General features: G+C 40.3%; 19 protein-coding genes and 1 tRNA gene. 7 read left to right on the plus strand and 13 right to left on the minus strand.

The annotated features are described in order from the left end of the window. Nucleotides 1-91 precede the first annotated feature (91 nt). The 6 genes from R2Q66_RS20685 to R2Q66_RS20710 all read left to right on the plus strand — a co-directional run bounded on the left by R2Q66_RS20685 (nt 92) and on the right by R2Q66_RS20710 (nt 8287). The gene (locus R2Q66_RS20685) at nt 92-1036 is read left to right on the plus strand and encodes a DUF4625 domain-containing protein (RefSeq protein WP_316752747.1); all 945 of its coding nucleotides are present in this window, start codon (nt 92-94) and stop codon (nt 1034-1036) included. A 1-nt stretch (nt 1037) separates the two neighbouring features. After that, on the plus strand, nt 1038-1514 hold the full coding sequence (locus R2Q66_RS20690; protein ID WP_316752749.1) for a DUF4625 domain-containing protein: 477 nt from the start codon (nt 1038-1040) through the stop codon (nt 1512-1514). 487 nt (nt 1515-2001) lie between these two features. Then, a complete protein-coding gene (locus tag R2Q66_RS20695; RefSeq protein ID WP_316752751.1) occupies nt 2002-2982 on the plus strand; it encodes a glycoside hydrolase family 43 protein in 981 nt (326 codons plus the stop codon). A 263-nt stretch (nt 2983-3245) separates the two neighbouring features. Next, nucleotides 3246-3431: a hypothetical protein gene (locus R2Q66_RS20700; protein ID WP_316752753.1), complete on the plus strand. Its 186-nt coding sequence runs from the start codon at nt 3246-3248 to the stop codon at nt 3429-3431. Between the two features lie 264 nt (nt 3432-3695). Continuing rightward, on the plus strand, nt 3696-6764 hold the full coding sequence (locus tag R2Q66_RS20705) for a TonB-dependent receptor (protein WP_316752755.1): 3069 nt from the start codon (nt 3696-3698) through the stop codon (nt 6762-6764). An 11-nt stretch (nt 6765-6775) separates the two neighbouring features. Then, entirely contained in the window at nt 6776-8287 is a 1512-nt protein-coding gene (locus R2Q66_RS20710; RefSeq protein WP_316752760.1) for a RagB/SusD family nutrient uptake outer membrane protein, read from the plus strand. A 104-nt stretch (nt 8288-8391) separates the two neighbouring features. On the opposite strand, the gene R2Q66_RS20715 is transcribed toward R2Q66_RS20710, so the two are convergent. Together R2Q66_RS20715 and R2Q66_RS20720 are read right to left on the minus strand one after the other, a co-directional pair. Then, nucleotides 8392-9528 (minus strand): PepSY-associated TM helix domain-containing protein, encoded by a 1137-nt coding sequence (locus tag R2Q66_RS20715; RefSeq protein WP_316752763.1) that lies wholly within the window; start codon nt 9526-9528, stop codon nt 8392-8394. 8 nt (nt 9529-9536) lie between these two features. Next, the gene (locus tag R2Q66_RS20720; RefSeq protein WP_316752765.1) at nt 9537-11915 is read right to left on the minus strand and encodes a TonB-dependent siderophore receptor; all 2379 of its coding nucleotides are present in this window, start codon (nt 11913-11915) and stop codon (nt 9537-9539) included. 158 nt (nt 11916-12073) lie between these two features. On the opposite strand from R2Q66_RS20720, the gene R2Q66_RS20725 reads away from it, so the two are divergent. Next, nucleotides 12074-12295: a hypothetical protein gene (locus R2Q66_RS20725; protein WP_316752767.1), complete on the plus strand. Its 222-nt coding sequence runs from the start codon at nt 12074-12076 to the stop codon at nt 12293-12295. 28 nt (nt 12296-12323) lie between these two features. On the opposite strand, the gene brnQ is transcribed toward R2Q66_RS20725, so the two are convergent. From brnQ to R2Q66_RS20780, 11 genes are all read right to left on the minus strand, one after another. Next, on the minus strand, nt 12324-13622 hold the full coding sequence (gene brnQ, locus R2Q66_RS20730) for a branched-chain amino acid transport system II carrier protein (RefSeq protein WP_316752768.1): 1299 nt from the start codon (nt 13620-13622) through the stop codon (nt 12324-12326). A gap of 262 nt (nt 13623-13884) precedes the next feature. Then, nucleotides 13885-15186, minus strand: a complete 1302-nt coding sequence (locus R2Q66_RS20735) for a paraquat-inducible protein A (RefSeq protein ID WP_316752771.1) — start codon at nt 15184-15186, stop codon at nt 13885-13887. Continuing rightward, nucleotides 15173-16492, minus strand: coding sequence for a paraquat-inducible protein A (locus R2Q66_RS20740; protein WP_316752773.1), 1320 nt, complete (start codon nt 16490-16492; stop codon nt 15173-15175). The genes R2Q66_RS20735 and R2Q66_RS20740 overlap by 14 nt, the downstream gene beginning before the upstream one ends. 140 nt (nt 16493-16632) lie before the next feature. Continuing rightward, nucleotides 16633-17109 (minus strand): DUF4385 domain-containing protein, encoded by a 477-nt coding sequence (locus R2Q66_RS20745; protein WP_316752776.1) that lies wholly within the window; start codon nt 17107-17109, stop codon nt 16633-16635. A 647-nt stretch (nt 17110-17756) separates the two neighbouring features. Continuing rightward, nucleotides 17757-18725, minus strand: coding sequence for a hypothetical protein (locus tag R2Q66_RS20750; protein WP_316752778.1), 969 nt, complete (start codon nt 18723-18725; stop codon nt 17757-17759). A gap of 6 nt (nt 18726-18731) precedes the next feature. Further along, entirely contained in the window at nt 18732-19757 is a 1026-nt protein-coding gene (locus R2Q66_RS20755; RefSeq protein ID WP_316752780.1) for a hypothetical protein, read from the minus strand. 179 nt (nt 19758-19936) lie between these two features. Further along, nucleotides 19937-20197 (minus strand): Arm DNA-binding domain-containing protein, encoded by a 261-nt coding sequence (locus R2Q66_RS20760; protein WP_316752782.1) that lies wholly within the window; start codon nt 20195-20197, stop codon nt 19937-19939. A gap of 249 nt (nt 20198-20446) precedes the next feature. Continuing rightward, nucleotides 20447-20519 (minus strand) — tRNA-Lys (locus tag R2Q66_RS20765). A gap of 261 nt (nt 20520-20780) precedes the next feature. Then, nucleotides 20781-22358, minus strand: a complete 1578-nt coding sequence (locus R2Q66_RS20770) for an MFS transporter (protein ID WP_316752784.1) — start codon at nt 22356-22358, stop codon at nt 20781-20783. Between the two features lie 5 nt (nt 22359-22363). After that, the gene (locus R2Q66_RS20775) at nt 22364-23416 is read right to left on the minus strand and encodes an HlyD family secretion protein (RefSeq protein ID WP_316752786.1); all 1053 of its coding nucleotides are present in this window, start codon (nt 23414-23416) and stop codon (nt 22364-22366) included. Between the two features lie 14 nt (nt 23417-23430). After that, nucleotides 23431-24786: a TolC family protein gene (locus R2Q66_RS20780; RefSeq protein ID WP_316752788.1), complete on the minus strand. Its 1356-nt coding sequence runs from the start codon at nt 24784-24786 to the stop codon at nt 23431-23433. Nucleotides 24787-24803: the final 17 nt, after the last annotated feature.

The raw sequence follows: 24803 nt of genomic DNA on the forward strand, positions 1-24803 counted from the left end.
AAATCTTATCAGGTAGACTTTAACGTCTCTTCCGGGTATCGATATTATCTCTTTAAATAATCAATTATATAAATAAATAAACACAAACAAAATGTTAAACACAAACACACGATTACAACTGAAAATGCCAAAAATGGCGTACTTCCTATTGTTTTTTATTGCTGCTTTTTCGGCATGTAAAAAGGATCAACCCGTCGTAGAACTTGCTGTTCCGACTGCCAAAAACATCGAAATTGGGACGGCAAATAACAAACAAGCGCTTAAAGGAAGAGATTTCCATTTTAATGCGGATGTAACTGCGGCCAGTAAAATTAAGGCCGTTCAGCTGAGAATTTTGCAGAAAGCCGGCCAAACCTATACCGCGAACTGGAAATTAGAGTTCGACTGGAAGGAATACATTGGAACAAATAACACCAATGTGCATAAGCATTTTACTATGCCCGCAGATGCGCCGGAGGGTAAATATGATTTCCTATTTATCGTGTTAGATGAAAATGGAACTAAGCTAGAAATTAAGGAAGAAATTACCATTACCGATCCTGCAAATATGCCGGTAGATCCTGAAATTGGCCGCGATATGATTTCCCGCAATGAAACTATCATTTATTCGATGGATACCTGGAAAGAAAAGGAGCTGATTTTTAAGAAGGGCGACGAACTGACTGCTCATGCACGGATTTCCGGGATTAAAGGAGACGGGATTCTGTATACTTTACTGATTAAGAAAAGCGCTAATTATTACCCTGAATCTATTGATAAGCTTGATTTTACGAAGGCAGTGGTGATCTCCAGGGTGGAGCATAAGGATCTTCCAGCGGCTTCAAAAATCACTACTTTGAAACAGGTGAATGGGGTGTATGGCGGAGAAAAGATTGTGATTGGAGCGGAAAAAGATGGCAATGAGCCTATTCCTAATGCAATCAATGCCGGGAAAGCCTGGGAATCTGGTCAGTACAACCTGGTTATTATTTATAAGAATACCAGCTATAACAGAAGTGTGTTCAAGGTTATTCCGATCACTTTAGATTATAAATAAAATGAAGCGCATTAGTTTATTATTCAGCTGTTTATTGCTAATGGTTTTTCTTAGCAATTGTAGTAAAGAGAAGGCGGAACCTGTGGATACGGTTTATCCGGAGATCAGCCTGGACTTTCCGGATGCCTTTCCCGGACAATGTGCGGTGATCAAAAGAGGTGAGAATTTCCTGTTTAAAGCCTTAGTTAGTGACAACAAACAATTGGGCTCGTTAAACGTCGATATTCATCATAATTTTGACCATCATACGCACAGTACGGAGTTGGTAGCCTGCGAGATGTTACCCGTTAAACAGGCAGTAAAACCGTTTTTGCTGATTCAGAATGTGGCTATTCCTGCCGGATTGAAAACTTATCAGGTAACTGCGGAGATTGAGGTTCCCACAGATGTAGACCCTGGGGACTATCATTTTATGATCCGGCTAACCGACAAGGAAGGTTGGCAAACGATAAAAGGTTTGAGTATTAAAATAAATTAAAAGCAAAAAGTCCTTCAGATATCCTGAAGGACTTTTTGCTTTTAATTTAATTAGCTGGGAGGGAGTGTGCACGCTAAGAAGAAATGATACAATTGTGAGTTTTGTTGCAGTTTTTGCTGGGATCTTCTAGGGCCTTGTTGGGCTAAATTGCCTGCAAACGATGATACAGAGTCCTGGTAAGCTAAGCAGAACTGATTAAAATAAGTACGGACAAACTAAGGAATTCAAGGGGGCTTCCGCTATTTGGTCCGGGATTTTGCAAGTCTTTGATTTAACAGGATAGGTCTTTAGTAATCTTAAAAATAAATGTAACTTTCGTAGCACCGTTTAGCGCAATTAATAACAGTATTTTCAAGTTCAATATTAATCCGGACGTGTACTTCTATTCTATCTATTATCAACGTCACACGGATTACAAAGATGAATTGAAAAAGATCAACAAGATAGAGTAGGTCGTTAAATCCTTTTTATAGTTATAAATAGCAATTTGAAATTTAACCCGAATCACCATAAATTATTACTGAGCTGCATCGTTTTTTTGCTGGCAGGCTGGCCTGCACTCGCTCAAAAAACAAAAAATACCGCTTATCTATTTACATATTTTACTGGTAATAGTGGCTTAGAAGAGTCTATCCGTTTTGCAATTAGCTATGACGGTTATACCTACAGGGCCCTAAATAATGATCAGCCAGTGATCAGCTCTGCTGCCATTAGTTCCACAGGAGGGGTACGCGATCCCCATATTTTACGAGGCGCAGATGGTAAAACCTTCTTTATGGTGGTTACTGATATGGTGTCTGCTAAAGGTTGGGACTCGAACCGGGCGATGGTCTTGCTGAAATCAAATGATCTGATCCACTGGACTTCGGCTGTCGTTGATATTCAAGAACGTTTTGAGGGTCAGGAAAATTTATTGAGGGTATGGGCGCCTCAAACGATATATGATCAGAAAGCGGGTAAATATATGATCTATTGGTCGATGAAACACGGTGCAGAACCGGATAAGATCTACTGGGCTTATGCCAATAAAGATTTTACAAATCTGGAAACTGAACCTAAACAACTTTTCTTTAGTCCGGCTAATGGGGCCTGCATTGACGGAGATATCATTCTCGATCAGGGGAAATACCATTTATTCTTTAAAACGGAAGGGGAAGGATTGGGTATTCGTGTGGCCGTTTCGGATCAGCTAAAAGAAGGGTATGTCCTGAGGGAAGGGGATGTGCAACAGACAAAGGATCCTGTGGAAGGCGCCGGTGTATTCAAACTCAATAACGGAAAAGGATATATTCTGATGTATGATGTTTATACGAAAGGCAGGTACCAATTTACCCGGACAAAAGACTTGAAAAACTTTACCATAGTTGATCAGGAAATAAAAATGAACTTCCATCCCCGTCATGGAACGGTTCTCCCGATCACTTCTCAGGAAGCAAATACATTGCTGAAAAAATGGGATAGACCCTAACCATCCCTACGATTTATCCCCGGTAAAGCGGTATTAGGTGCCCGGAAAGCCATTTTGTAAAGCGAGGAAAGTCCTGGGTCCTGTATTCAATGTATCAACATGTTCATTTGATTTCTGTTTAGCACTCAGTGGTTTAATGCTGATTTTTAGTTTTTTATTTTCAATAATGGAGTTTATTTTGAATAAAAAATTGTAAATATGTGTATACAAACATTTGGAGTTTAAAAAACTCCGACGAGCTAAACCAAATTAAACCAAAACCAATGAAGTATAGATCCGTACTTGCCTTATTGTTGGGATGTATAAACGCCAATGTGTGTAGGGATAATATTGCTTCCAGTGCAAGGACTACTGATTCGACTACAAGTACTATCAATTTTTCTGATCAAAAACTAACAGATAGAAATATTGGTGGGAGAAATATTTATTCCAAACAAGCGAGGGAATAGTGGGAGGCTTTAGATAAGAAATCAATTATCTGATAAGTGCAGCGTTTTTTTCGAGTAAATCAGGTCTGGAATGCCAGGCCAAATAAATGATTTTGTCTAATTCAATCTCAATACTATGCGTATGCGTTATATTTTTCCTAACCGTCTGCAACTGAAAATGGTTTTTGTGGACTTCGGCTATTTGCCTCCATGACTAAACCGTTTAATGTCTGCCTGATACCAGAAATTCCTTTCTAAAAACTAAACCAATTTAAAACTAAAATTATGATGAAAAAATTAACTTATACAGTCATATTCGTCTTGCTGTCCTTTCATGCGATGGCCCAGCTCAAGATTATGGGCAAAGTTAGTGACGCAAAAGATAACGCCCCTTTACCAGGTGTGAGTGTTCAGATCAAAGGGACTAAAGTTGCGACTTCTGTTAATGCTGCCGGCAATTATACCATTGATGTAAAGTCTGAAAGTGATGTTTTGGTCTTCTCTTATACAGGTTATACCACGCAGGAGATTAAAGTTGGCAGTAGAAAAACCATCAATGTCCAGTTGGTAGAATCTTCCAGCGGCTTAGATGAAGTTGTGGTGATCGGTTACGGTACGGTCAAGAAATCAGACCTGACTGGTGCTGTGGCTACAGTAAAAGGTGATCAGTTAAATGATAAACCTGTTGCCAATATCTCCCAGGCTTTGCAGGGGAAGGTTGCCGGTGTGGATGTTAGTATTAACAGTACTGCTCCGGGTGCTGCTGCAAAAGTGAGAATCAGGGGGATTGGTTCCATCAACTCTAATATAGACCCTTTGTATGTAATTGACGGGGTGGTTGGAGTAGATCCAAACTCTGTTAACCCGCTCGATGTGGCTTCCTTAGAAGTACTAAAAGATGCGTCATCAACGGCTATTTATGGATCCAGAGGTGCAAATGGTGTAATTATCATCAGTACCAAACGCGGAAAAATAGGTGCTGCAACGATAACTTATGAAAATAACGTGAATGTAAGTGAGTTGTATAGACACCTTCGGACACTTAATTCAGCTGAATTTGTAAAAGTATACAATGAAGCTTATGCCAATGGGCAGAAATTTGATCCGGCAGGTGCCGTTTGGGCTCCTCCTGTAGCATTAAATCATATCAATTTCCCAAAGCTTTTTGATGCAAATGATAAGCCTATTTATGATACCAACTGGGAAAAGGAAACTTACAAACCGGCTTTTTCGCAAAGTCACCAGTTAAACATATCAGGAGGTAATGAGAAATCAGTGTACAGTTTATCTTTAGGTTATCTGGATCAGAACGGCCTGGCGCCTACGTCATATTTCAACCGTTACTCGATGAAAATGACCATGGATAATAACCTGAAAGACTGGTTAAAAGTAGGTGGAAGTATCAACCTGATGAGAAGCGCTCAACGTTTGGTAACTGACGGAAATGGTAGTTTAAATGTTCCCCGTGCCGTAACAGAAGAGGTACCAATCGTTCCGGTAAAATATGCTGATGGAACATGGGGAGGAAACTTTGATATTGAAGGCTTGGAAGGCGCTCCGAATCCTGTGCATATTGCCAACGAAAAGTACACCATTAACAATAACCTGCAAGCACTTGGAAACGTGTATGCCTTGGTACACCTGAGTCCTGAACTTGATTTTAAAACGGATTTCGGTTATAACCTGAGCTCACAAAAGAATAATGCTTATTCCTCTTTAAATTTACCGCATTTATCTCAGGATCAGGGTGGTGTTGCCAATATCAATGCTTACATGAATTACTACTGGCAAACTGAAAATTATCTGACCTGGAATAAGAAAATCAATGACAGGCAAAAATTAACAGCTTTAGCCGGGATTTCCTTCCAGAGAAGTGGCTATGAAAGAGTGCGTTCCGAAACACAATCGTTTATTGATGATATCTTTCAATGGCATTATCAGCAGGCTGGGGCGGTTAGAACGGCAAATGAATCTCAGGACGATCTTTCTTCTCTTGCTTCCTTTTATGGAAGACTTACCTATAATATAGACGACAAATATTTATTTACAGCAACAGGTCGTTATGATGGATCTTCCCGTTTTGGAAAGAACAATAAATACGCATTCTTCCCTTCTGTAGGCGCTGCATGGCGGATTTCGGAGGAAGACTTCCTGAAGAACAATAAGTCAATTACCAATTTGAAAATAAGAGGTAGTTATGGAACCTCGGGTAATCAGGAAATAGGACAGGGTCGTTCTCTGGCGCAGATTCAACCTAATACAACGGTATTAAATGGTGCTGCCCAGTCTACTTTATTGCCTAGCTATATTGGTAATCCGGATTTAAAATGGGAAAGGTCGATTCAAGCAGACGCAGGATTGGAATTGGGTTTATTTGACAACCGCATTAACATGACTTTCGATTATTACAACAGGGTAACGAAAGACCTGTTACTTCAAGCCCCGATTCCATGGTCGGCTGGTATGGTAAATGCCAATGTTTACAAAAATGTAGGCTCGGTAAGAAACTCAGGAGTGGAGTTAACCTTGAATACAGTCAATGTTAAAAATGATGACTTTGAGTGGTCTACAACTTTCCTGTTCTCCACCAATAAAAATGAAGTGTTGAAGCTGAATGATGGCAACGCCGATATCTTTCCTGGCCCAAACTTCCTTGGCGAGAATTACGTGATCAGAGTTGGTCAGCCTATTGGCTCTTTTTATGGAATGACCCGTCTTGGAACTTACAGCGAATCGGAAGGTGCTGAGGCTGCCAAACACAATCTAAAACCTGGCGATAGAAAATACCTTTACAATGCTGATGGTAGTAATAATTACAGCATCATTGGTCAGGCTTATCCAAAATGGACTGGAAATTTCAGTAGTAATTTTAAATACAAAAACTGGGATTTTGCATTCGATATCCGTTTTGTGCAAGGGGTAAATACTGCGGCTAACTTTAAGCACTCCGTGGAAGACAGACAAGGTCTTTCTAATAGTCTTGCAACAGTATTAAACGCCTGGACGCCGACCAATCAAAATACCAGTGTTTCTCAGATTCGTAATTTTAGATTTGCTCAGGATTCTCATTTTGATACCTGGTGGGTTGAAGATGGTTCATTTATCCGTGGACAGAACTTTATTCTGGGTTATAGTTTGCCTGCAACTGCCATTAGTAAATTACACCTGAGTCGCCTACGGGTTTATGCAAGTGTTCAGAACCTGTTTATCATTACGAAATACACAGGGTATGATCCTGAAGTTGATACGTTTAATTCAGGATATGGTTCTAATACAGCATTTTCTCAGAATCTGGATTTCTTCTCAAATCCTCGTCCACGTGTATGGAATCTTGGTTTACAGGTATCATTCTAAAACTTATTCATATGAAAACGATAAAAAATATAATATTGGTAGCATGCATATTGCTTACCTGCTCCTGCAAAAAATTCCTGGAAGAAAAGCCTACTTATTTTTTAACTCCTGATTCCGACCTGTCCAGTGAACTTGTGGCGAGGGCATTTGCGAATTCAGGGTATCAAAATTTGCAGGGATTATTAGCGGGTCAGCCTTCCTCTTATGGCGGTAACACCTATAATCTGATGGAATTTATGACTGGCAAGGCAAATAGTGATCTTGGACAAACCGGATTTGTGAATTTCTCTAACCTTTCTTACAATTCCACCTCCTTTTATTTTGATACCTGGTGGAGACAACTTTACCTGGGTATCGGTGCCTGTAACCTTGCAATTCAAAAAATACCAGCAATTAATGCTCCGGGCTTAACAGCTGCTGAAAAGACGAATATGATGGCTGAAGTACATACTTTAAGAGCATTGTATTACTTCTACCTGGTACGGATGTATGGTGCTGTTCCAAAAGTAACGGAAACGCCAAAAGACATTAGCAGTCTGAAAGTTCCACGTACCTCCGCAAAGGAAATTTATGATAGTATCATCATTCCTGACCTGTTAGAAGCGGAAAAATCAACGCTTGCCTGGAAAGATGCTACCGGACAGGTATCCATGGGTGCTGTAAAATCAATATTGGCAGATGTGTATTTAACGTATGCTGGTGCAGCAATCAATGGTGGAAATCAATTTTACGGGGAATCTGCAAAACGCTCTTTAGAGGTGATAGAGAAAGGTGGCTATAAATTATTCCCTGAATATAAGGATATGATTAAGCCTGCTAATAAAAACAATGGCGAGTTTATTTTTCAGGTACAATACGCTGCCGCTGTTCCTTCATCAAATCCACTTACGCCATTGACCCTTCCTAATTTCTCCGGTATTTCTAAATATTCTGATGAATATGGTTCTGTTTATCCAACTCCTCAGTTTGTTAAATCGTATGCGGTAGGTGACAAAAGAGCGGAAGAAAGACAATTTTTCTTTAGAAGCTATCCTAATTTAAAAACAGGGGTAACCGTTAATTTCAGACAGGCGTATATTTATAAGTTTTTCGATTCTACAGCGGTAGTGAGTACGGTGAAATCGGATCTTAATTATACCTTATATCGTCTGGCGGATGTGCAGTTGATGTATGCAGAAGCAGCTAACAGAGCAGAAGGCGCGCCAAATCCTAATGCGATTCAGTATGTAAATGACATCAGATTGCGTGCAAAACTTGGTCCTATCGCTGCATTATCTCAAACTGCATTTGAAGAGGAGGTATGGGCGCAAAGGTATTATGAACTATGTTTTGAAAACAAAATGTGGTTTGATATGATCCGCACAAGAAAGGTGCATAATGATGTTACCGGAAACTGGGATAACTTTGTAGGACATAAAACTGTTTTTGGTGCTACTTTTAGTGAAAAACAATTGTTATTCCCCGTACCTCAGCAGGAAATCAGTGTTAATCCGGCTTTGATGCCAAATAACCCTGGTTTCTAATTTGAACGTTGATTCATATGATTAGCTGTATGGGGAATGAAAAAGCCATACGGATCAATGGAAAGCCCCCGGAAATCGTTTGAATTCCGGGGGCTTTTTTTGTGTTATTGCTTTTTTCTTTTACGGCCAAGCCAAATCATAAACCCTGTGATGGGTAAACTTGCGGCAATTAAACTAGCCAGAAAGGCAATGATCTTACCCGGTATTCCTGCAATAGCACCAATATGGATGTCGTAGTTCATCCGCGTTATTTTATCTGCTACACTGGCGTTTTTTAGCTTTCCATAACTATGGGTTACTTCCATTTCTTTTAAGGAGTGTTGATCATAGTAAAGGTAATCGGCCTTCCAGAAGGTGTCAGTATCCGGATTGATGGCTACTTCTATAGCCGATTTGGCATTTTCGGGTACATGTACTTCAATACCTCCGCTATAGCCGGGCAAGCTATTCATGGTTTTTGCCCATAAGACGTCCATTGCTGGTTTTTTGCCTTTTGCGGAATTTACGAGCGTCGTGTCTGAATAGCTTTCCACAAACTGTTTCATCGGTTCTCCTCCCGAGGAAATCCAGTAAACTGATTTTGCGAACCATTGAAATCCCATGATCAGACCGGTTACGGCTATGAAAATTAGAATCCAGGTCATGTAAAAGCCCAATACATTATGTAAGTCATAATTGACCCGCTTCCATTTTGCATTCCACTTAATGCTGAATCTTTTTTTGCTGGCAGCTTTGTTTTTTGGCCACCATAAGACCAGCCCTGAAATCAGCAAAAAAAGAAACATTAAGGTGGAGGTAGCGAGGATGGGTTGACCGATATCAGGAGGAAGCCAAAGGTAATAATGGCCCATGATAATAATTCTGAAAAAGTCGTCATCCATATTTTTAACCTTCAGAACCTCACCGGTATAAGGGTTCAGAAACACGATCCAATAGTAAGCTGGATTTTCCGCAAAATAAACCACCTGGGAGGATTTTCCGGTCTGGTAGCCCACGCTATGGGCATGTTTGCCAGGCAGGGCTTTATCAGCAATTTTTTTAAGCAAAGAGGGGGCTATCTTAGCACGTTGTTCTACTTTTGCAAAGCGATAAGGTTGGGTAATGTTTTCTATTTCACGTTCAAAGGCCAATATACAACCGGTAATCCCTAAAAAACACACAAATAGCCCGGAAATTAATCCGAGCCATAAGTGTAACTGTCCTGTCCAATATTTGAACTTGTTTTTTTTGTTATTCAACATTGATTAGATTAAAATTTGTAAGCAATGCTTAGTCTGAAATTTCTTGGGGCTTCCGATTGCCAGTAATAATAACTGCCATAAGAAGCGCCACTATATAGATATTTGTCCAGCATGTTAAAGACATTAGCCGTTAAGCGGATTTTTTCCTTTTCCCAGAACACACCACCATCTAGTTTAAAATAGTTGGGCATTTCCTGAGTTCCAGAACCTCCCCATGACCAGGAGCTGCGTTTGGCCAGGTAACTGAAACCACCGGATACTCCGGCACCTTTTAATGCGCCTTGTTGAATTTTATAGCTTAACCAGGCATTGGCATTATGTTTAGCATAACCTGCTATTTTAGTGCCAACAGGAATAACTACCCCATAAACTTCTGTTGCTTTACTGACTCTCGAATCTGTAAGGGCATAGTTTGCGATCAGGTTTAATCCCGGCAGAATCTCTCCACGTAAGTCGAATTCGATACCTTTTGTTCTGCTTTGTCCCAATTGTAAGGAGAATGGGGAGGCAGGCGTACTGGTTGGATCTGGTGATAATTCATTGTTTTTAAGGATGCGGTAGGCCGCAATAGTGGTGTTCCAACGGCCATCAAACCAATCTTTTTTAATTCCGAATTCGATGTTGTTTCCGGTAATAGGCTTAGGTTGTGCGCCACTTTTGATAGCGCCTGTTTGTGGAATGAAGGTCTGGTCAAATAGACCATAAATAGAAGTCTGCTGATCAACAGATACACTTAAACCAACCCTTGGCGTGAATTTTTTGTCCTCCGTTGCTACGCCGTATTCAGCTTGTTTGACGAAGGTGTATCTTCCTGCCAGTGTTAAGCGAATTCTGTTTTCCAGAAAACCAAGCTCGTCTTGTAGGTACAAGCCGGTGTAGGATTGGTTTACGCGACTATTTGCGCCTCTTTGGTATAAGCTTTTGCTACGGTCAAACTGAGGGATTCCATTCGCAGGAGCGCCATATACGGGATTGTAAATGTTAAACGGTTTCGTGGCATTGTCAAGAGGAAAGGATTGTCCGAAGTCATAATAACGCTCTTTGTCACCTACATCTAAGCCAGCCAGAATACGGTGTGTGATCCTTCCGGTTGTAGCCTGACCATTTAAAAATACCTGACCAAATTTGTATTTCAATGCTGCGTCAAATAGGTAAAGATCACGGATGATATCGCCATTGGCCGCTACTGAGGCAGGCCATATGTCGCTTGATTTCTGATTGAAATCTACATAAGCTAATTGTGTAGTCAGCTTCCAGTTCGGATTGAAATGGTGTTGCATGTTTAAAAACAAACTATGTTCTTTTGCAATACTTGGTTCTAAGCCAGGTTCAGACATGCTAAAGTTTCGAGGAAGTGTTGCATAGCCATCCGGAGCAAAAACGTAAGCTGAACCAAGATCAGATAATTTAACATGTTGGTAATTGTATTCAGCAGTGATCAGGGTTTGATCATCAATTTGATAGCTGATGACAGGAGCAATGCTATAGCGGTCGTTATACTCATTTGCACGGTGGGAGTTTTTACTTTGTCCCATTAAGTTTAACCGGTATAACAACTTTCCGGATTTGTTCAATTTCCCATCCAGATCAAGCGTGCTGCGGTACATATCATAACTACCTAAGGTAAAAGTGGCTTCACCATTAAAATCTTTTCCCGTAGGTTTTTTAGTGACTACATTGTAAATACCACTCGGTTCGCCATTAGACATCATAAAGCCAGATGGACCTTTCACAAATTCAATATGATCCACAAAGCTCATGTCTTCAGTAAGTGGTCCCCAGTCGGAAGTTAAATTTATCCCGTTTCTAAAAGCTGCTGCCCTTGCACCGCGGGTATTTACACGGGTATACAAATCTCCCCAATGTTCTAATCGGGTTACGCCACTTACATTTCTGATTACACCATCACTCATACTGGTAATTTGCTGGTCGGCAAGTGTTGCAGCAGTAATGATTTGAATGTTTTGCGGAATTTCCAATAATGGTTCATCCAATCTTAAAGAGGAGGAAGGAGCATCAACCTTGTATTTTCTTTTGTTGCTGGAAACAACAACTTCTTTTAATTGATCGGCACTTTCTGATAAACTGAAATTTATGTAGACTGTTTGATTACCCGAGACAGTTGCTGATTTTTCTGCGCTCTTTAAACCAATGGCGGAAACCCGAATGGTATAGTGACCATCTTTTATTTTTAAAAAGCTATATGCTCCTTTGTCATCAGTAGTGACTGCGATTCCTTTGCCTTTTAGACCAACACTCACATAAGCTGCGGCCTGTCCATCGGCTGTGATTACTTTTCCTTTGATAGTATTGTTTTGCTGGGCAATAGCGGTAATGGAGCCCAGGGAAAACAGGGTTATTAGTTTTAAAAGTCGAAGTGCACTCATAATTCTTATTTAGATTAATTCTATTCGACGACAAATATTGCATCTATTTCGTTATAATCAAAATTTATTTAGAATTATTCTAATTAACTGAGTTGAGGGTTTTTCTTTAATTCCTGAGTCGGTAGCGGCTGATCTCTACGTCCCTTGGCGAGATTTTCATGAGTTGCGCTTATCGATTGTTCGTCTATGTGAAAGATGGTCATCACAATGTGGACAATGGCAATGAAGGCTATGTGACATCGGAAAGTTATCCGGGAATGAAGCTGTCACTAAAGACTGTCGACTGGACCTATGAGATTGGCAATGGTATTGATGGCTGGGTGGGTGTAAGATGTTCGGGTTTTTCAAAAACCATAGTTTGTTTTTTGGGAAGTCCATAGCTGTAACAGCTATGGACTTCTTTCCCGATTAAATTTTTACCTGATTCGCTGAACCATTGATTGCCCAGGTTGTAAAGAAACAAATCGCGGAAGGGATAACCCATCCTAATTCAAACTGAAAGAGGGGGATATAATTTAATACCTCCAGGTTGCTTTCGCTAAGTAGCGAGAAGTGTTTAAGTAAATAAAACACCGCTATGACCGTTGAAGCCAGTAAGGCATAAAGATATGGTTTTCGGTTTTTGACGATGCGGCCAAAGAAAACGGAATATAGAACCAGGGTGATCGCAATCGGATAAACGAAACTTAGAATCGGATAGGCGAAGGTGATGATGTTATCTACTCCGGTAATCGAAAGCACAAAAGAGGCTATACAACAAGTGGTAACCAATAGTTTATAACCCAGTTTTCCATTGCTGAGTGAGGAAAAGAAGGTTCCAAAAGCTGCTACCAGCGCAATCGAAGTCGTCAAACAGGCAAGTGCAATAGAGATCGCAATACCAATGTTCCCATATGGCCCTAAAATGGAATGGGAGATGTGCATCAATAGTTCAGATCGCTTGATTGAAGTGGCTGATATTCCGGAAGTAGCGCCCAGGTAGATGAGTCCTCCGTAGATAATAAATAAGAAAGTGGATGAAAGTGCACCAGCGGTTATCACCACCTGCATTTTTGACTTGGTGTTCTGATAACCTTTTGCTTTGGAAGCCGCAATAATAATCCCGGCGAAGATAACGGAGGCCAGGACATCTAAGGTTTGATAGCCTTCAATAAAACCTAAGGTGAACGATTGAGCACTGCTTAGTGCGGATTCTTTATAGCTATCAACTGGTGAGAATATACCGGTCAGTATTAATGTGATTAGTAAAACTAAGAGTAAAGGGGTCAGTATATTGCCAATAATATCTACTACGCGTGAAGGTCGGATGGTTAAAAGCCAGGTCAGGATAAAAAAGATCAGAGAAGTCCAGATTGGACTGGACCCTGGAAAGGATGGTAAAATACCCACTTCATAAGTGGTAGCTGCTGTGCGCGGAATGGCAATCAGGGGACCGATGCAAAGCATGATAACGGTTCCTAAAATAGGCGACAAGAGTGGGTGAATCTTAGCTGCCAGGTCTTCAAATTTGTCACCAGCAATGACGACGGAAAGGATGCCGAGGAAGGGTAATAAAATGCCAGTAAGTCCGAATGCCAATATGGTGATCCAGACATGGTCTCCAATCTGTATACCAATGTAGGGAGGTAGTAATAAATTGCCTGCTCCAAAGAACATGGCGAATAGGGCAAAGCCTATGGTGAGGATATCTCTTATCTTTTTATTCAAACTCTTGTTTTTTAGTTGTGGCTTCGGTCCAAAAAGCCCGCAAAGTAGCTAATTTTTTGTTACTTTTTTACACGAAATCAGAATGCGATAAGCGGTTTTCATCATTCCGTGATTAAGGCGGAAACAAAATTAGCTTTGCAGTTTAATGCTTATAAGAGTTTTATTTTGTAAATAACTGTTCAGTAGTTGGATATGTGACGTTTGTTGAGCATTTGTTATTATAGCTCATATTATTAATTCAGGATTTAGTTATTCAATCATATTATTTTTCTATCGGCTTTATCCGCTTTAAAATCAGGGACAAAACTGATACATAGACCACGTAGGCGACAAAAATATAATAGCCTGGTTGTAAAGAAGTGTTGTTTTGTGTGACCGTAGAAAGTAACTCCTCCTGAATATTTAAATCAGAGAGCTGACTTTGTAAGATCCCATTTAAGCCAATATAAGTCATCGCAATACCGACAACCATTACATCGGCCATATCCCATTTGCCTAAGTCTAAGGCTAAAAACCGGACCAATTTATTAAAGGCGTATTTTTCCCTTCCCCATATAAGAATACCTTTACCCATCATTCGAAGTACCGGTAGAATGATAACGAAGAGCAAGATGAGTAGGCCAACTATTACTGAATCAGGTTTAGGCTGGATGACTAATGCCTCAACTATGCCAAGTATACTCTTACTCTGAAAAAATAATACCTGGTTGTTAAAAGCTAATTTCTCGCTCAGCAATGTGAAGTTTAAGGACTGGATGCGTGCGTCAACCTCTATGATGGAAGCCGTAATACCTACTAACAAGAGCAAAAAGGCAAATAAGAGAGAAAGAATATATAGTGCAGTATGAAGTTGAACCTGCTTTTTAAGGAAAAACCATAGACTCAGGGTCAGTAATAAACAGCTTATCATCGCATAGGTGTAATTATACAGCAGTGTTTGGATAGTGCTTAGCTTTAATTTGATTGTTTTCTCAAAGTCTGTTGTATTATTGACGTGGTATTTTTTATAGATGTTTCTTTTTACGATAACGCTGGCAGGTTCGGTGTTGTCGTAAGTTTCCTTTTCTAATTGGTCAACCTTACTGCTGACGATGCTTTTTAGCCTTTTCTTACTTGTCGGTTTATTGATTCTCTCCACTATGGTTGCAGCGAAAGCAGGTACCTCAGACTTGATTTCATCCGGGTCAACCACAGCGTTAAAGGCCAGTTTTTTGAGTTTGCCACCAATGCTCTTCTGAGGCTTATTGACCTCAGCCACCGCCTTGTCTACAAGCTCGTTTAATTGTTTTGCAACCTTCTTCTGAAGCTCTTTTTTATGCGATGCTGTCATATTAAATTCATTGACTTTTTTGTCCACCACAGCTGCCATTTTCTCTCGCCACTGGTCTACAGATAATATACCAAAGGTGATGTTGTTGGCAACACTATAGTCTGTTTTTACCTCCTGTTGCTGGCTGGAAAGGGCAGCTACATGATAACCAAACCAAGCTTCTGCGCAAAGAAGTAGACTCAAGCCAATAATAAGCAAGGCGTTAGACAGGATTGGTTTTCTAATGACTTTCATGTGGGGAAATGAATTTTAGTATGGTCGACAAAATAAGGCCGTATAATACAAAGCTGATGAATATTATAAATCCTGGCTGGAGCGCAGTATTGTTGGTGGTAATAACATTTAAATCATCACTTTTTATATTCAGACTTTTTAATTGGCTGTCTAGTAGTCCGTTTAATCCAATGTAAACCATCAGTATAGCGATGACGATGACATCAGCCATGCTCCATTTACCTGATTGAAAGGCAAAATATCTGATGATCTTGTTCCTGGCGATTTTCTTTTTGCTTAGCAGATGAATACCGGTAGCACTAAGCTTCAAGACAGGGAAGAGAATGCTGAAGATCAATATTAAAATCCCCACCAGTACCGCATCTACAGCAGGCTGTGTAATCAATACCCTGACCACGTCTAAAATACTCTTGCTCTGAAAGAACAATACTTGATTCTCAAAGCGGACATGTTCGCCCAGGATCACGAAATCCACAGCTTTGATGCGTGCATCCACTTCAATCATAGAGGCTGTTAGTCCTATAAAAAGAAGAATAAATGCGAACATTAATGACATGATGAATAAAGTGGCATATAGATCAGCCCGTTTTCTTAACATCCACCAAAACGACAAAACGATGATGATGCAACCCAGCATTGCAAATGAGTAATTGTAGGTTTCAGTTCTGATCGTTGAGAGTGAGGAAATAAGTTTCTTGTTTAATTCTTCATTTGAGGAGGCTTGATATTTTTTATAGATTTTTTCATTTGCAGACTTTGTAGCGGCGAAAGTACTGTCCAGATATTCCGCCCTTTTAATGGCATCAAACTTGGACATTACCATTTTGCTGAGCTGTTTTTTATTTGTCGGGTTGTAAACTTTGGTAATGATTTCCTTGGCTAGAGAAGGAGCCTTTTCTCTGAAGTTGTCTGTGTTTACAAAGTTTTTAACCAAAAACTTCTTAATCTTTCCGTCTATCGTTTTTTTTGGCTTATTAATTAGCGCTTCGGCCTTATCAATAAGTGCGATGATGATTTGCTCAACTTCCTTATGAAGGTCTTTCTTTTGTTCAGGACTGAGTGTGAAATCACGGATCTGGTGACTTACAATCGCTGCTACTTTGTCCCGCCATTCCTCTACAGAGAACAGCCCGGAGCTAATGTTATTGATATTGGAGTATTCTTCTTTAATCTGTTCCTGCTGTTCTGAAAGCTGGTGTAACTTGTACCCGAAATATCCTTCAGCGCATAATAAAATTGCTAGGCCAAAAATCAGAAAAAGTTTCGAAAAAACAGGCTTCTTTCTGGAAGGAGTGAGTTCTTGCATCGGCTTGGAAATGGTGTTGTATTTAAGTAATAATTTAATGATGATATTTCCTGATTCATGTCTGACTTTAAATTCACCATGAAGGAGATATTTTATCTATTTTGTTGAACAATGCCAGATTGGAAATTGTTTTAAATCAACTATGAATGGATGCAAAAATCTATTGTGTATATCGGGTTGGCTTCGGCTGCTTTCCATTTTTTATAGAAGATGGTGGCTGACTCTGCTTTTTCAGGATCGCCTGTTCCGCGTTCCCGCTGAGTAAAACCATTTTGTTTGTCGTATTTTTTGCCGCCTTTATAATTGGCGTAACGCCTGGCACGGGTGTAACCCATTTGCAGGTATTTCCTGGCCAGGTCCATGCCGACAAAGTCTTTTTGCTGAAGGTATTTTTTAAAAAGCCTGAAGATCATTTTGCTGCTTTCTTTCGCAATGTCAGGTGTTCTGAACCTCCAATGTTGTCCGATTTCTGTTTTATAAGGCTCGCAAATCAGCACACCCTGTTCTCCTTTGCCGACGCGGTAAGCTTCCGGATTTGCCCGGTAATTTATATCTGCTTTCCAGGGGTAGCTTTCGAGATCAAAATCCAGGTAAGAGGGGTGGCGTTGCTTAGTCATCTGGGATACTAACAAATTGGTGGAAAGAAAAGTTCTGTGGTGATTAGCCGAAACTAGTTGCGGTTGGACTTGTTAATTAGAACGGTTAATGGATGTTAACTTGTTTATTCGGTGAGTCGGGGAGAACTATACTTTACTCACCGAATAACTCACCGATTATTACTGGATTTCGGGTAAGTTTTGGCGACCCTTTAAAATTGAAAAACCCTGTTTATCGTAGGATAAATAGGGTTAAAACGAAAAAGGCTTAGATTTCTCTAAGCCTTTCTGTGATCCCGCTGGAATCAGAATCTAGTCCTGAAATCAGCGTTTAAATAGTATTTAGTGTGGTTTTTAAAAGTGACTCACCTAATCACTCACCACTTTTTTATACGTTTTAACTGCAATTGGTATTCTATAAATATACGACTAGAATTTCGTTTATTAAAAAAGATAAGGTTCAATTTTCTTTAATTCTTATTCTCAGGTCATTTTACTTGATTGTCTTTTCTAAAGTTTTTCTTTTAGAATTTTCTGCTCATCATTCTAAACAGTTACAAATAAGTTGACTCTTGTTGAGCATCCTTATGTATTGGTATTCAGCTGCATAGTTTATTTGAGTATAACAGTGAGTTACTAAATTATAAGGCCAAAAATGAAACTACATATTATTTCAAATAATTAAGCTTTACCATTATGGCCAAGTCTGTAAACTCTGGTGCAAAATAGGTATAGGGCTGCCACTGGTTCCTTAGGTTTAGTTTCCAAATGTTCTGATTTATACTTAGTCTTGGTGACATAGCAACCGACGGCATATATTTAAGAAAATACTCTATTCCATATCCAATGTCAGACGGTTTCGTTTGTATCTCTGCCTCAAGTAGCACGCCATTTGCCCTGTTGCGAACCCATTCTACGGCTACAAAAAAATATTTCCCGGGTACAAAAATTTTATACTGGCCTAAATCTACCCTAATGGTTTTTTCAAAACTGCCAGCAACTTCCACAAGCCTGTCATTAAGCTCATTGCCAGGCTTCCCGGTCAGGCTGTCCACATCATAGAAGCGAAGCCTGAAATGCAATTTCCTCCCCAATTTTTTCGGACGTTCATATGCCGGAACTGCTTTCGGGTAGTCCTCAATGAGAATGTGCTGGTACAAGGTAACCTCATTCAGTACGGCTCCAGCCTGCTTCAGGTAGAACTTTTGTGCCAATTGCAGGTAGTTAGCAGAATCTATTCCAGTTTCCATACCTGCAAAGCGGTCAATAGAATCGGGTTCCACTTCGTTGAGAATGTCTTTTGCTCCAATCTGGCTTTTCTTCGATTCGGCAAGCGCTTTCTGAACGTTTAGAGTAATTGTGCCATCTGAAACAGTAAACACAGTTTTTTTTACCTGATAACCCATTCGGGAGATGCAAAGGCTATCACCTTGCTTCAGCGCCAAGTCTGCATGAACCTGTAGCAGGCCTTCTTTATCAGTAGCATAGGCAACGTTCTTCAAGAAAAAGGAAACCGTGGCATAGGGTACGGGCCTGTTAGTTTGCCCGTCAATCACCTTTATGGTTTGTTGCGCATAACAGGGCAAGTAACAAACTACAAAAAGTAAATAGAGGGGATGTAAATATCGTTTCATCATTTATATTCAGTCTACCATTTCAACATCTATCAAAATTTCAGTTTTTGCCTCAAGCGATTCACCCGAAATAGAGTCATGAGTCCATTTATACTGTTTTGTCCATTTACCCTCCGTGTCCCTGCACCAGTTCATGACATATTTTGGATCCACTTGATTCCATTTTGAGAAAAAATTGGCAGAAATGAAAGGTAAATAACTAATACGCATATAGTAGCTCGATTTATTGCGTGATAGACTCCGGGAATCAAATGAGTTCCAATCTCCTGTTAGATCTATTAGGACCTCATTAAAGGGAATGCGTAATCTTTCAATACCGACAAAGAATATTTTGTTGGGAGTGACAATAGCAAATTTAGATAAGTCTATGACATCGTCCCGAGAAGGATATTCATAGTACCGTGAATTGGGAGTTTCACGAGGAATAATAGGTCTGTACTCACCTTGGTTCAGGTAAATTTCCCTATTGAACAGTTCCCGGCCTGGTCCGCCCGTGGCGGTATCCACATCATATATATGCAGGATAAACCTTGATCGGTAACGAATGACCACATTTTCACAATAATATTTAGGCAGTTTTACTCGCTTTAGCCATAGTCCTGCTTTGGCTGCCACAAAGCCCTTGGCAATTTCCCTGAAACCGATTGAGTAAGCATTAGAAAAAGAATTGTTATTTCGATTTTTTTCGTAAAGCCATTTGGGTTTGGATTTTCGTTTGGAGATGGTTACAGTACTAAGTTGTCTTGCATTTTCAGAAAGGTAAATTACCATCCCATTAAGGAGGTCTCTAACAGCTATTTTTTTAGGAAAATAACGAATGCTACTAAAAGTAAGGATGTCTGTTTTGTTTGTTTCACTTAACTCTACAGTAAAAGAGCCATTCTTATCACTTTGGCCCACTACCTTTCCGTTTATGCTAAGGGTTACGCCATCTACTCCTTTCCTGCTCAGGCTGTCGACTACTTTGACCTGTACAACATCCTGTGCATAAAGCTGATTGGCATAAATAAAGAATATGAATATGAATAGCTTCATAAAATGAAATATAGGCAATATTATACTTTTTGTGTTAAATAAAGTAATATGTATTTGAAAAAATCAAATATTTAAATGAAAAAACCTCTCACTCTCTTATCGCCATTAATGGTTTTTATTACACTATTTTTTATTTTAGCCTGTAGCCAACCTGTGCCTATTTCTAGATCGGAAATAAATCAAGCATAAATTAATTCTTTATATGGCCAATAAACCATTGCCTGTAAGCCGTCCAGATAGGCATTAGACCTTTTTATATCTTCTTTAGTTCCGGTTAATCGTCCGGTTTTGGGATTCCAGCATTCCGGTTTGCATTCTTGTCCTGTAGTAATTTCCACACGATTTCTTTCTACTGTAATCCTTAAATAGATAGGGGCATCACCGCAAGCATAGTTTTTTTGCTTTTTCAAGTAGAAGAGCATACTGAAATTCGTTTTCATAATCAACTGATTTAAGGTTAAAAAAATGTAGCCTTGCAGTTAATGGACGTCAAGTCGTTTAATGAATGAACTTTCTGTATGTCATAAAGTTACGAGTTTATTCGGTGAGTCGGGGGAACTTCAATTTACTCACCGATTATTACTGGATTTCGAGTAAGTTTTGGCGACCCTTTAAAATTGAAAACCCTGTTTATCGTAGGATAAACAGGGTTAAAACGAAAAAGGCTTAGATTTCTCTAAGCCTTTCTGTGATCCCGCTGGGATTCGAACCCAGGACCACTACATTAAAAGTGTAATGCTCTACCAGCTGAGCTACGGAATCATTTATGTTCCCTTGTTTCGGGAGTGCAAAGGTAGAAAAATAAAATTAAGTTGCTAATTAATTTGAAAAAAAGTTGTGTTAATTTTCTGCGGATTCTGGTTTCCTTTTGTTTAATTATCGGTATTGCTTTAATAATCAAATATTTCTGTCGTTTTCGATAAGGTAATTAATTTGATATTTATTTTAGCAGCAATCCACAAAACAATGGAATAAAGCCCTTGTTAAGCAATCCAATCTGTTGAAATCGCAAAAATAACCCTGTTAACTGCCCCAGATCCTATTTCTGAAGATGTCGAAAGACTGTCTCAGATGGCGATTAAAGATCAGCAGCACCACCAAAACAACCAACCCCAAGCCAATTGCGGTAAAAATCTCCATGTTGGACAGTAAAATACCCTGCTTTTTAAAGTTTGCAGTAAGCTGCTGCATGGCTAGCTTACTGGCCTCATCCAGACTAAAGCCTTTGCTTTGGAACTTCTGCACATAGCTACTCAGCTGTTCCTGAATCTCAGGGCGCTCCGGAACGATGTTCTCCCTGAACTTGCTATAATGTTTCTGTTCCAGAAATACCTGTGCATTTTGCATCAGGCAAAAACCAATTGTACTGCCCCAGAATCTGCCAGTCACGCCAACAGTGCCGGAAAAGGGGGCAAGCTGCGCTGGAACAGCCGAAACTGTAAAAAGCACCAAGGGTACGAATAAAACGCCCACAGCGACCCCCTGGAGGATATAGGGTAATACAATGTCCTTTAAAGACACATCGGGGACAAAGAGAAAAGTGAACCATAAATGATAAATCGCCATCAGGCTAAATCCGAGAATGAAAATATACCTGGTTGCCACTGCACGTGAAAGCAGGATTGCTGCAATGAATATCCCGATAAGATCACCCAGCGCATTCAGATACTGAATATGCGCGACTCGTACCGGCTCCCAGTTCCAGACCTGACTCATCGTACTATGACAAATATTTAAACTCGCTCTGGAAATATAAAAGAGTACAAATAAAACTAAACCAGTTCGAAGATTCGCATAGCGGAAAACCCTCAGATCGAAGCAAGGGCGCTTCACCAACAACTGCCTCACCAGGAATAAACCCGAACTAACCGCTGTTATAGCTGTAGCAAGGATGATTTCAGCGGATTGGAACCAATATTTCTTTTCGCCATAGACCAATACAAATGCACCACAAAGAATCGCGGTATGTACCAACACAAAACTTGCCCAGTCCACTTGATAGAGTGGTGTTTTCTTATGAAAACGCTGACCGTTGAAAGTGATCAGTACCAATGCCACACAAACAAACTGGAAAAATGCAGAGCCATAAGCCATATATTTCCAGTCGTAATTTTCTAACAACCAGACCACAATGTTCATGATAAAAGGGGAGGCGATCAGCAAAGTGCCATAGGTAAGAGAAAAGACTACGATGGTGGCGTTTTTAGATTTGAATCTACTGAGGAGCAAGAGCCTCAATGGAATCCAGGGCAAGGCCATTAACACACCTTCCATCATTCTCAGCATAATAAATAGTACATAATCATGTGTATAGGCGGAAATGATAAAGGTGACTGCGGCCAGAAAATAGATCGCTATAAAGTAATTCCGGGTAGGAAAGAATTTAAATATTCTACTTTCAATCAGGATGGTGGCCAAAAAAGTGCCGTAAGTGACACTCATCGCATATTGCAAATCCTCGACCTCCACGTCCAGGAAGCTGGCAGAATAAGTCATATTGGAGGTGTACAATCCCAATAACACCATGGAATGCAACATACAAAAGATGAGCACGGCTTTTATGGCCCAATCAGGCATCCAGGGTTTAAATACAGTAGCCATCTCCGTTATTTCTGATGATTAGCAACCACAACTACGTTCATCCCTGCGCGTAAAAATTCAGTGTCCTTTGGGGATGCTGTTAGTTTTATACGGACTGGAATACGCTGTTCAATTTTAACAAAATTACCGGTTGCATTATCTGGAGGAAGCATAGAAAACCTTGCTCCACTTGCCGGAGAGAATGATTCTACAACACCACTAAACACCTGATCGCCGCTGGCATCTGCTTTAAAAGTAACCGGCTGACCAATTACCAGCTGTCCCACCTGCGTTTCTTTATAATTCGCCGTAATCCATTTCTCCTGGCTCACCACAGAAACCAGGGTTTGTCCTTCTTTGACTAGCTGTCCGGGTTGAATGGTTTTTTTGCCCACCCAACCATCATAAGGGGCGGTTAAAATGGTGTAAGATAGATACAAGGTCGCATTGTCTACCGCTGCCTTCTTGCCACCGATCACTGTTTTCGCTACCGGTACGCGGGAAGAAGCTTCTGAAGTACTCAGGGCGGTGGACTGCAAACTATGCAGAATTTCCTGATAATGAGCTTTGGCGGAGTCATAATTTGACTTCATCGTTTCCAGCTGTTGTTTCGTCGCCGCATCTTCTTTTAAAAGAGCAGCATAACGCTTATATTCTTCTTCCGCTTTCCAGACCTGTGATTTTGCCGCATCCAGCTGAGATTGTTGAACCGCAGTATTACTTCTGGTGGTCGCTACGTTTCTTTGCAATACACTAACGCTCTCTTTTGCGTTTTCAATTTCGGACAAAGCCATGTCCAGATGGGCCTGATATTCTCTGTTGTCGATGACAATTAAGGTGTCGCCCTTACGTACAAACTGGTTTTCTACGTATTTTACTTCTTGTACATAGCCGGTAATCCGAGTCACTACAGGTGTCACATACTGATCAATTTGTGCGTCATTAGTTTCCTCATTGTTGTTGTAAAATATGAAAAACCACACGCCCATAATCAGGCCTCCAGCAGCAATTAAACTGGCAAGAATCGTAAATAAGGTGTGGAAGGGGCCATGCGGTGCAGGCGCTTTTGATGTACTCATGGTAAGGTGCTGATTTATAATTGTCCTGCTGCGTAACGCAATTCGTAATGTTTCATTAGGGCGTCAATACGCGTGGATACAACATTGTATTTTGCCTGGAGTAAGGCATTGTCTGCATCCAGCATGTCGGTAACCAGGGCCAGCTGATTCAGGTATTTCAATTTGATGATCCTATAGTTTTCAGTAGCTAGTCTTTTTGCTTTCTCCGTAACCGGTAACTGATCTATAATCTCCTGGTATTGGGTGTATTGTCTGAAAACAGCGTCGCTGATCTGATTCCTCAGAATTTCAGTATTTGTCTTTTCTTCTTCAATTCTTTGCTCTGCCAGCTTCATTTTGCTTTTATTCTTGTACAAATTAGAAAGGCTGAAATTGGCTTCTATCCCGATTTTACCCAAAGTATAGCCTTTGTTATTTGCCGGAAAGAACAAGTAATTGGGATAATTATAGCCATAAGAGCCAAATAAAGAGAGTTTTGGGAAGTAACTGCTATTCGCCAGCCGATGTTCTGTCAGCCGAATAGCCTCCTGCTTTTTGGCAATTCCCATTTCTTCTTTTTGTAAACCAGCTTGCAGGTATTCATGATAATTACCAATAATCAATGAGTTGTTTATTAGTGAACTAGTGTCCAGTTTCAAATTGTTTTCTTCAGGTAATTCCAGTAGCGTTTGCAAGTTGTGAAGGCCAATAGCGATGTTTCTTTTGTTGGATAGCAAGCGTAATTGCATATCGGATAACTGTAATTCGGCCCTTAATACCTCATTACCCGTTACCGTTCCATGTGCTTTAAAGGCCCTGACTTCCTTTAAACGATCTTCTTCTTCCTTGATGTTTTCTAAAATCAGTTGCTGGAATTCCATCAATTTAAACACCCCCAGATAAGTGGCTACCACTTCAATCTGTATGTCGTTTACGGTCTTCTGAACATTCAGAACGCTGATTTCCTGTTCCTGTCTGGCTTTCCTGATGCTGTATTTCAGCTGTCCGCCATTGTAGATTGTCATACTGGCCGAGGAAGTCAGGTCCGCCTGCTCCGGGATGGTGGCAGTAACCATTTTGCCACTCAAGCCATGCTTATACTCGGTAATGTCGGTGATTCGGGCATAAGAAGCGTGGAAATCCAGATCCGGAAGCTTCATTTCTTCTTTTACTCTTGTTTCTCCTGCCGCAATTTCCTGTTGCACTCTGGATTTATGAACCGATTTATTGTGTTCAGCAGCGATGAGTAAGGCTTGTGGTAGCGTTAAAAGGTGTTGTGCTTTAACAGGGATCATGATAGTTCCTGTTAATAGTAAGGTGCCGAGGATACTTCTCTGTTGACAGATCAAGGCATTAAATGATTCCCTTGCAATAAGGGGGAGCTTTTTCATTGTGTAGAATTTTCATT

Source organism: Pedobacter gandavensis (genome assembly GCF_032677645.1).
In the GTDB taxonomy this organism is placed as follows: Bacteria; Bacteroidota; Bacteroidia; order Sphingobacteriales; family Sphingobacteriaceae; genus Pedobacter; species Pedobacter gandavensis_A.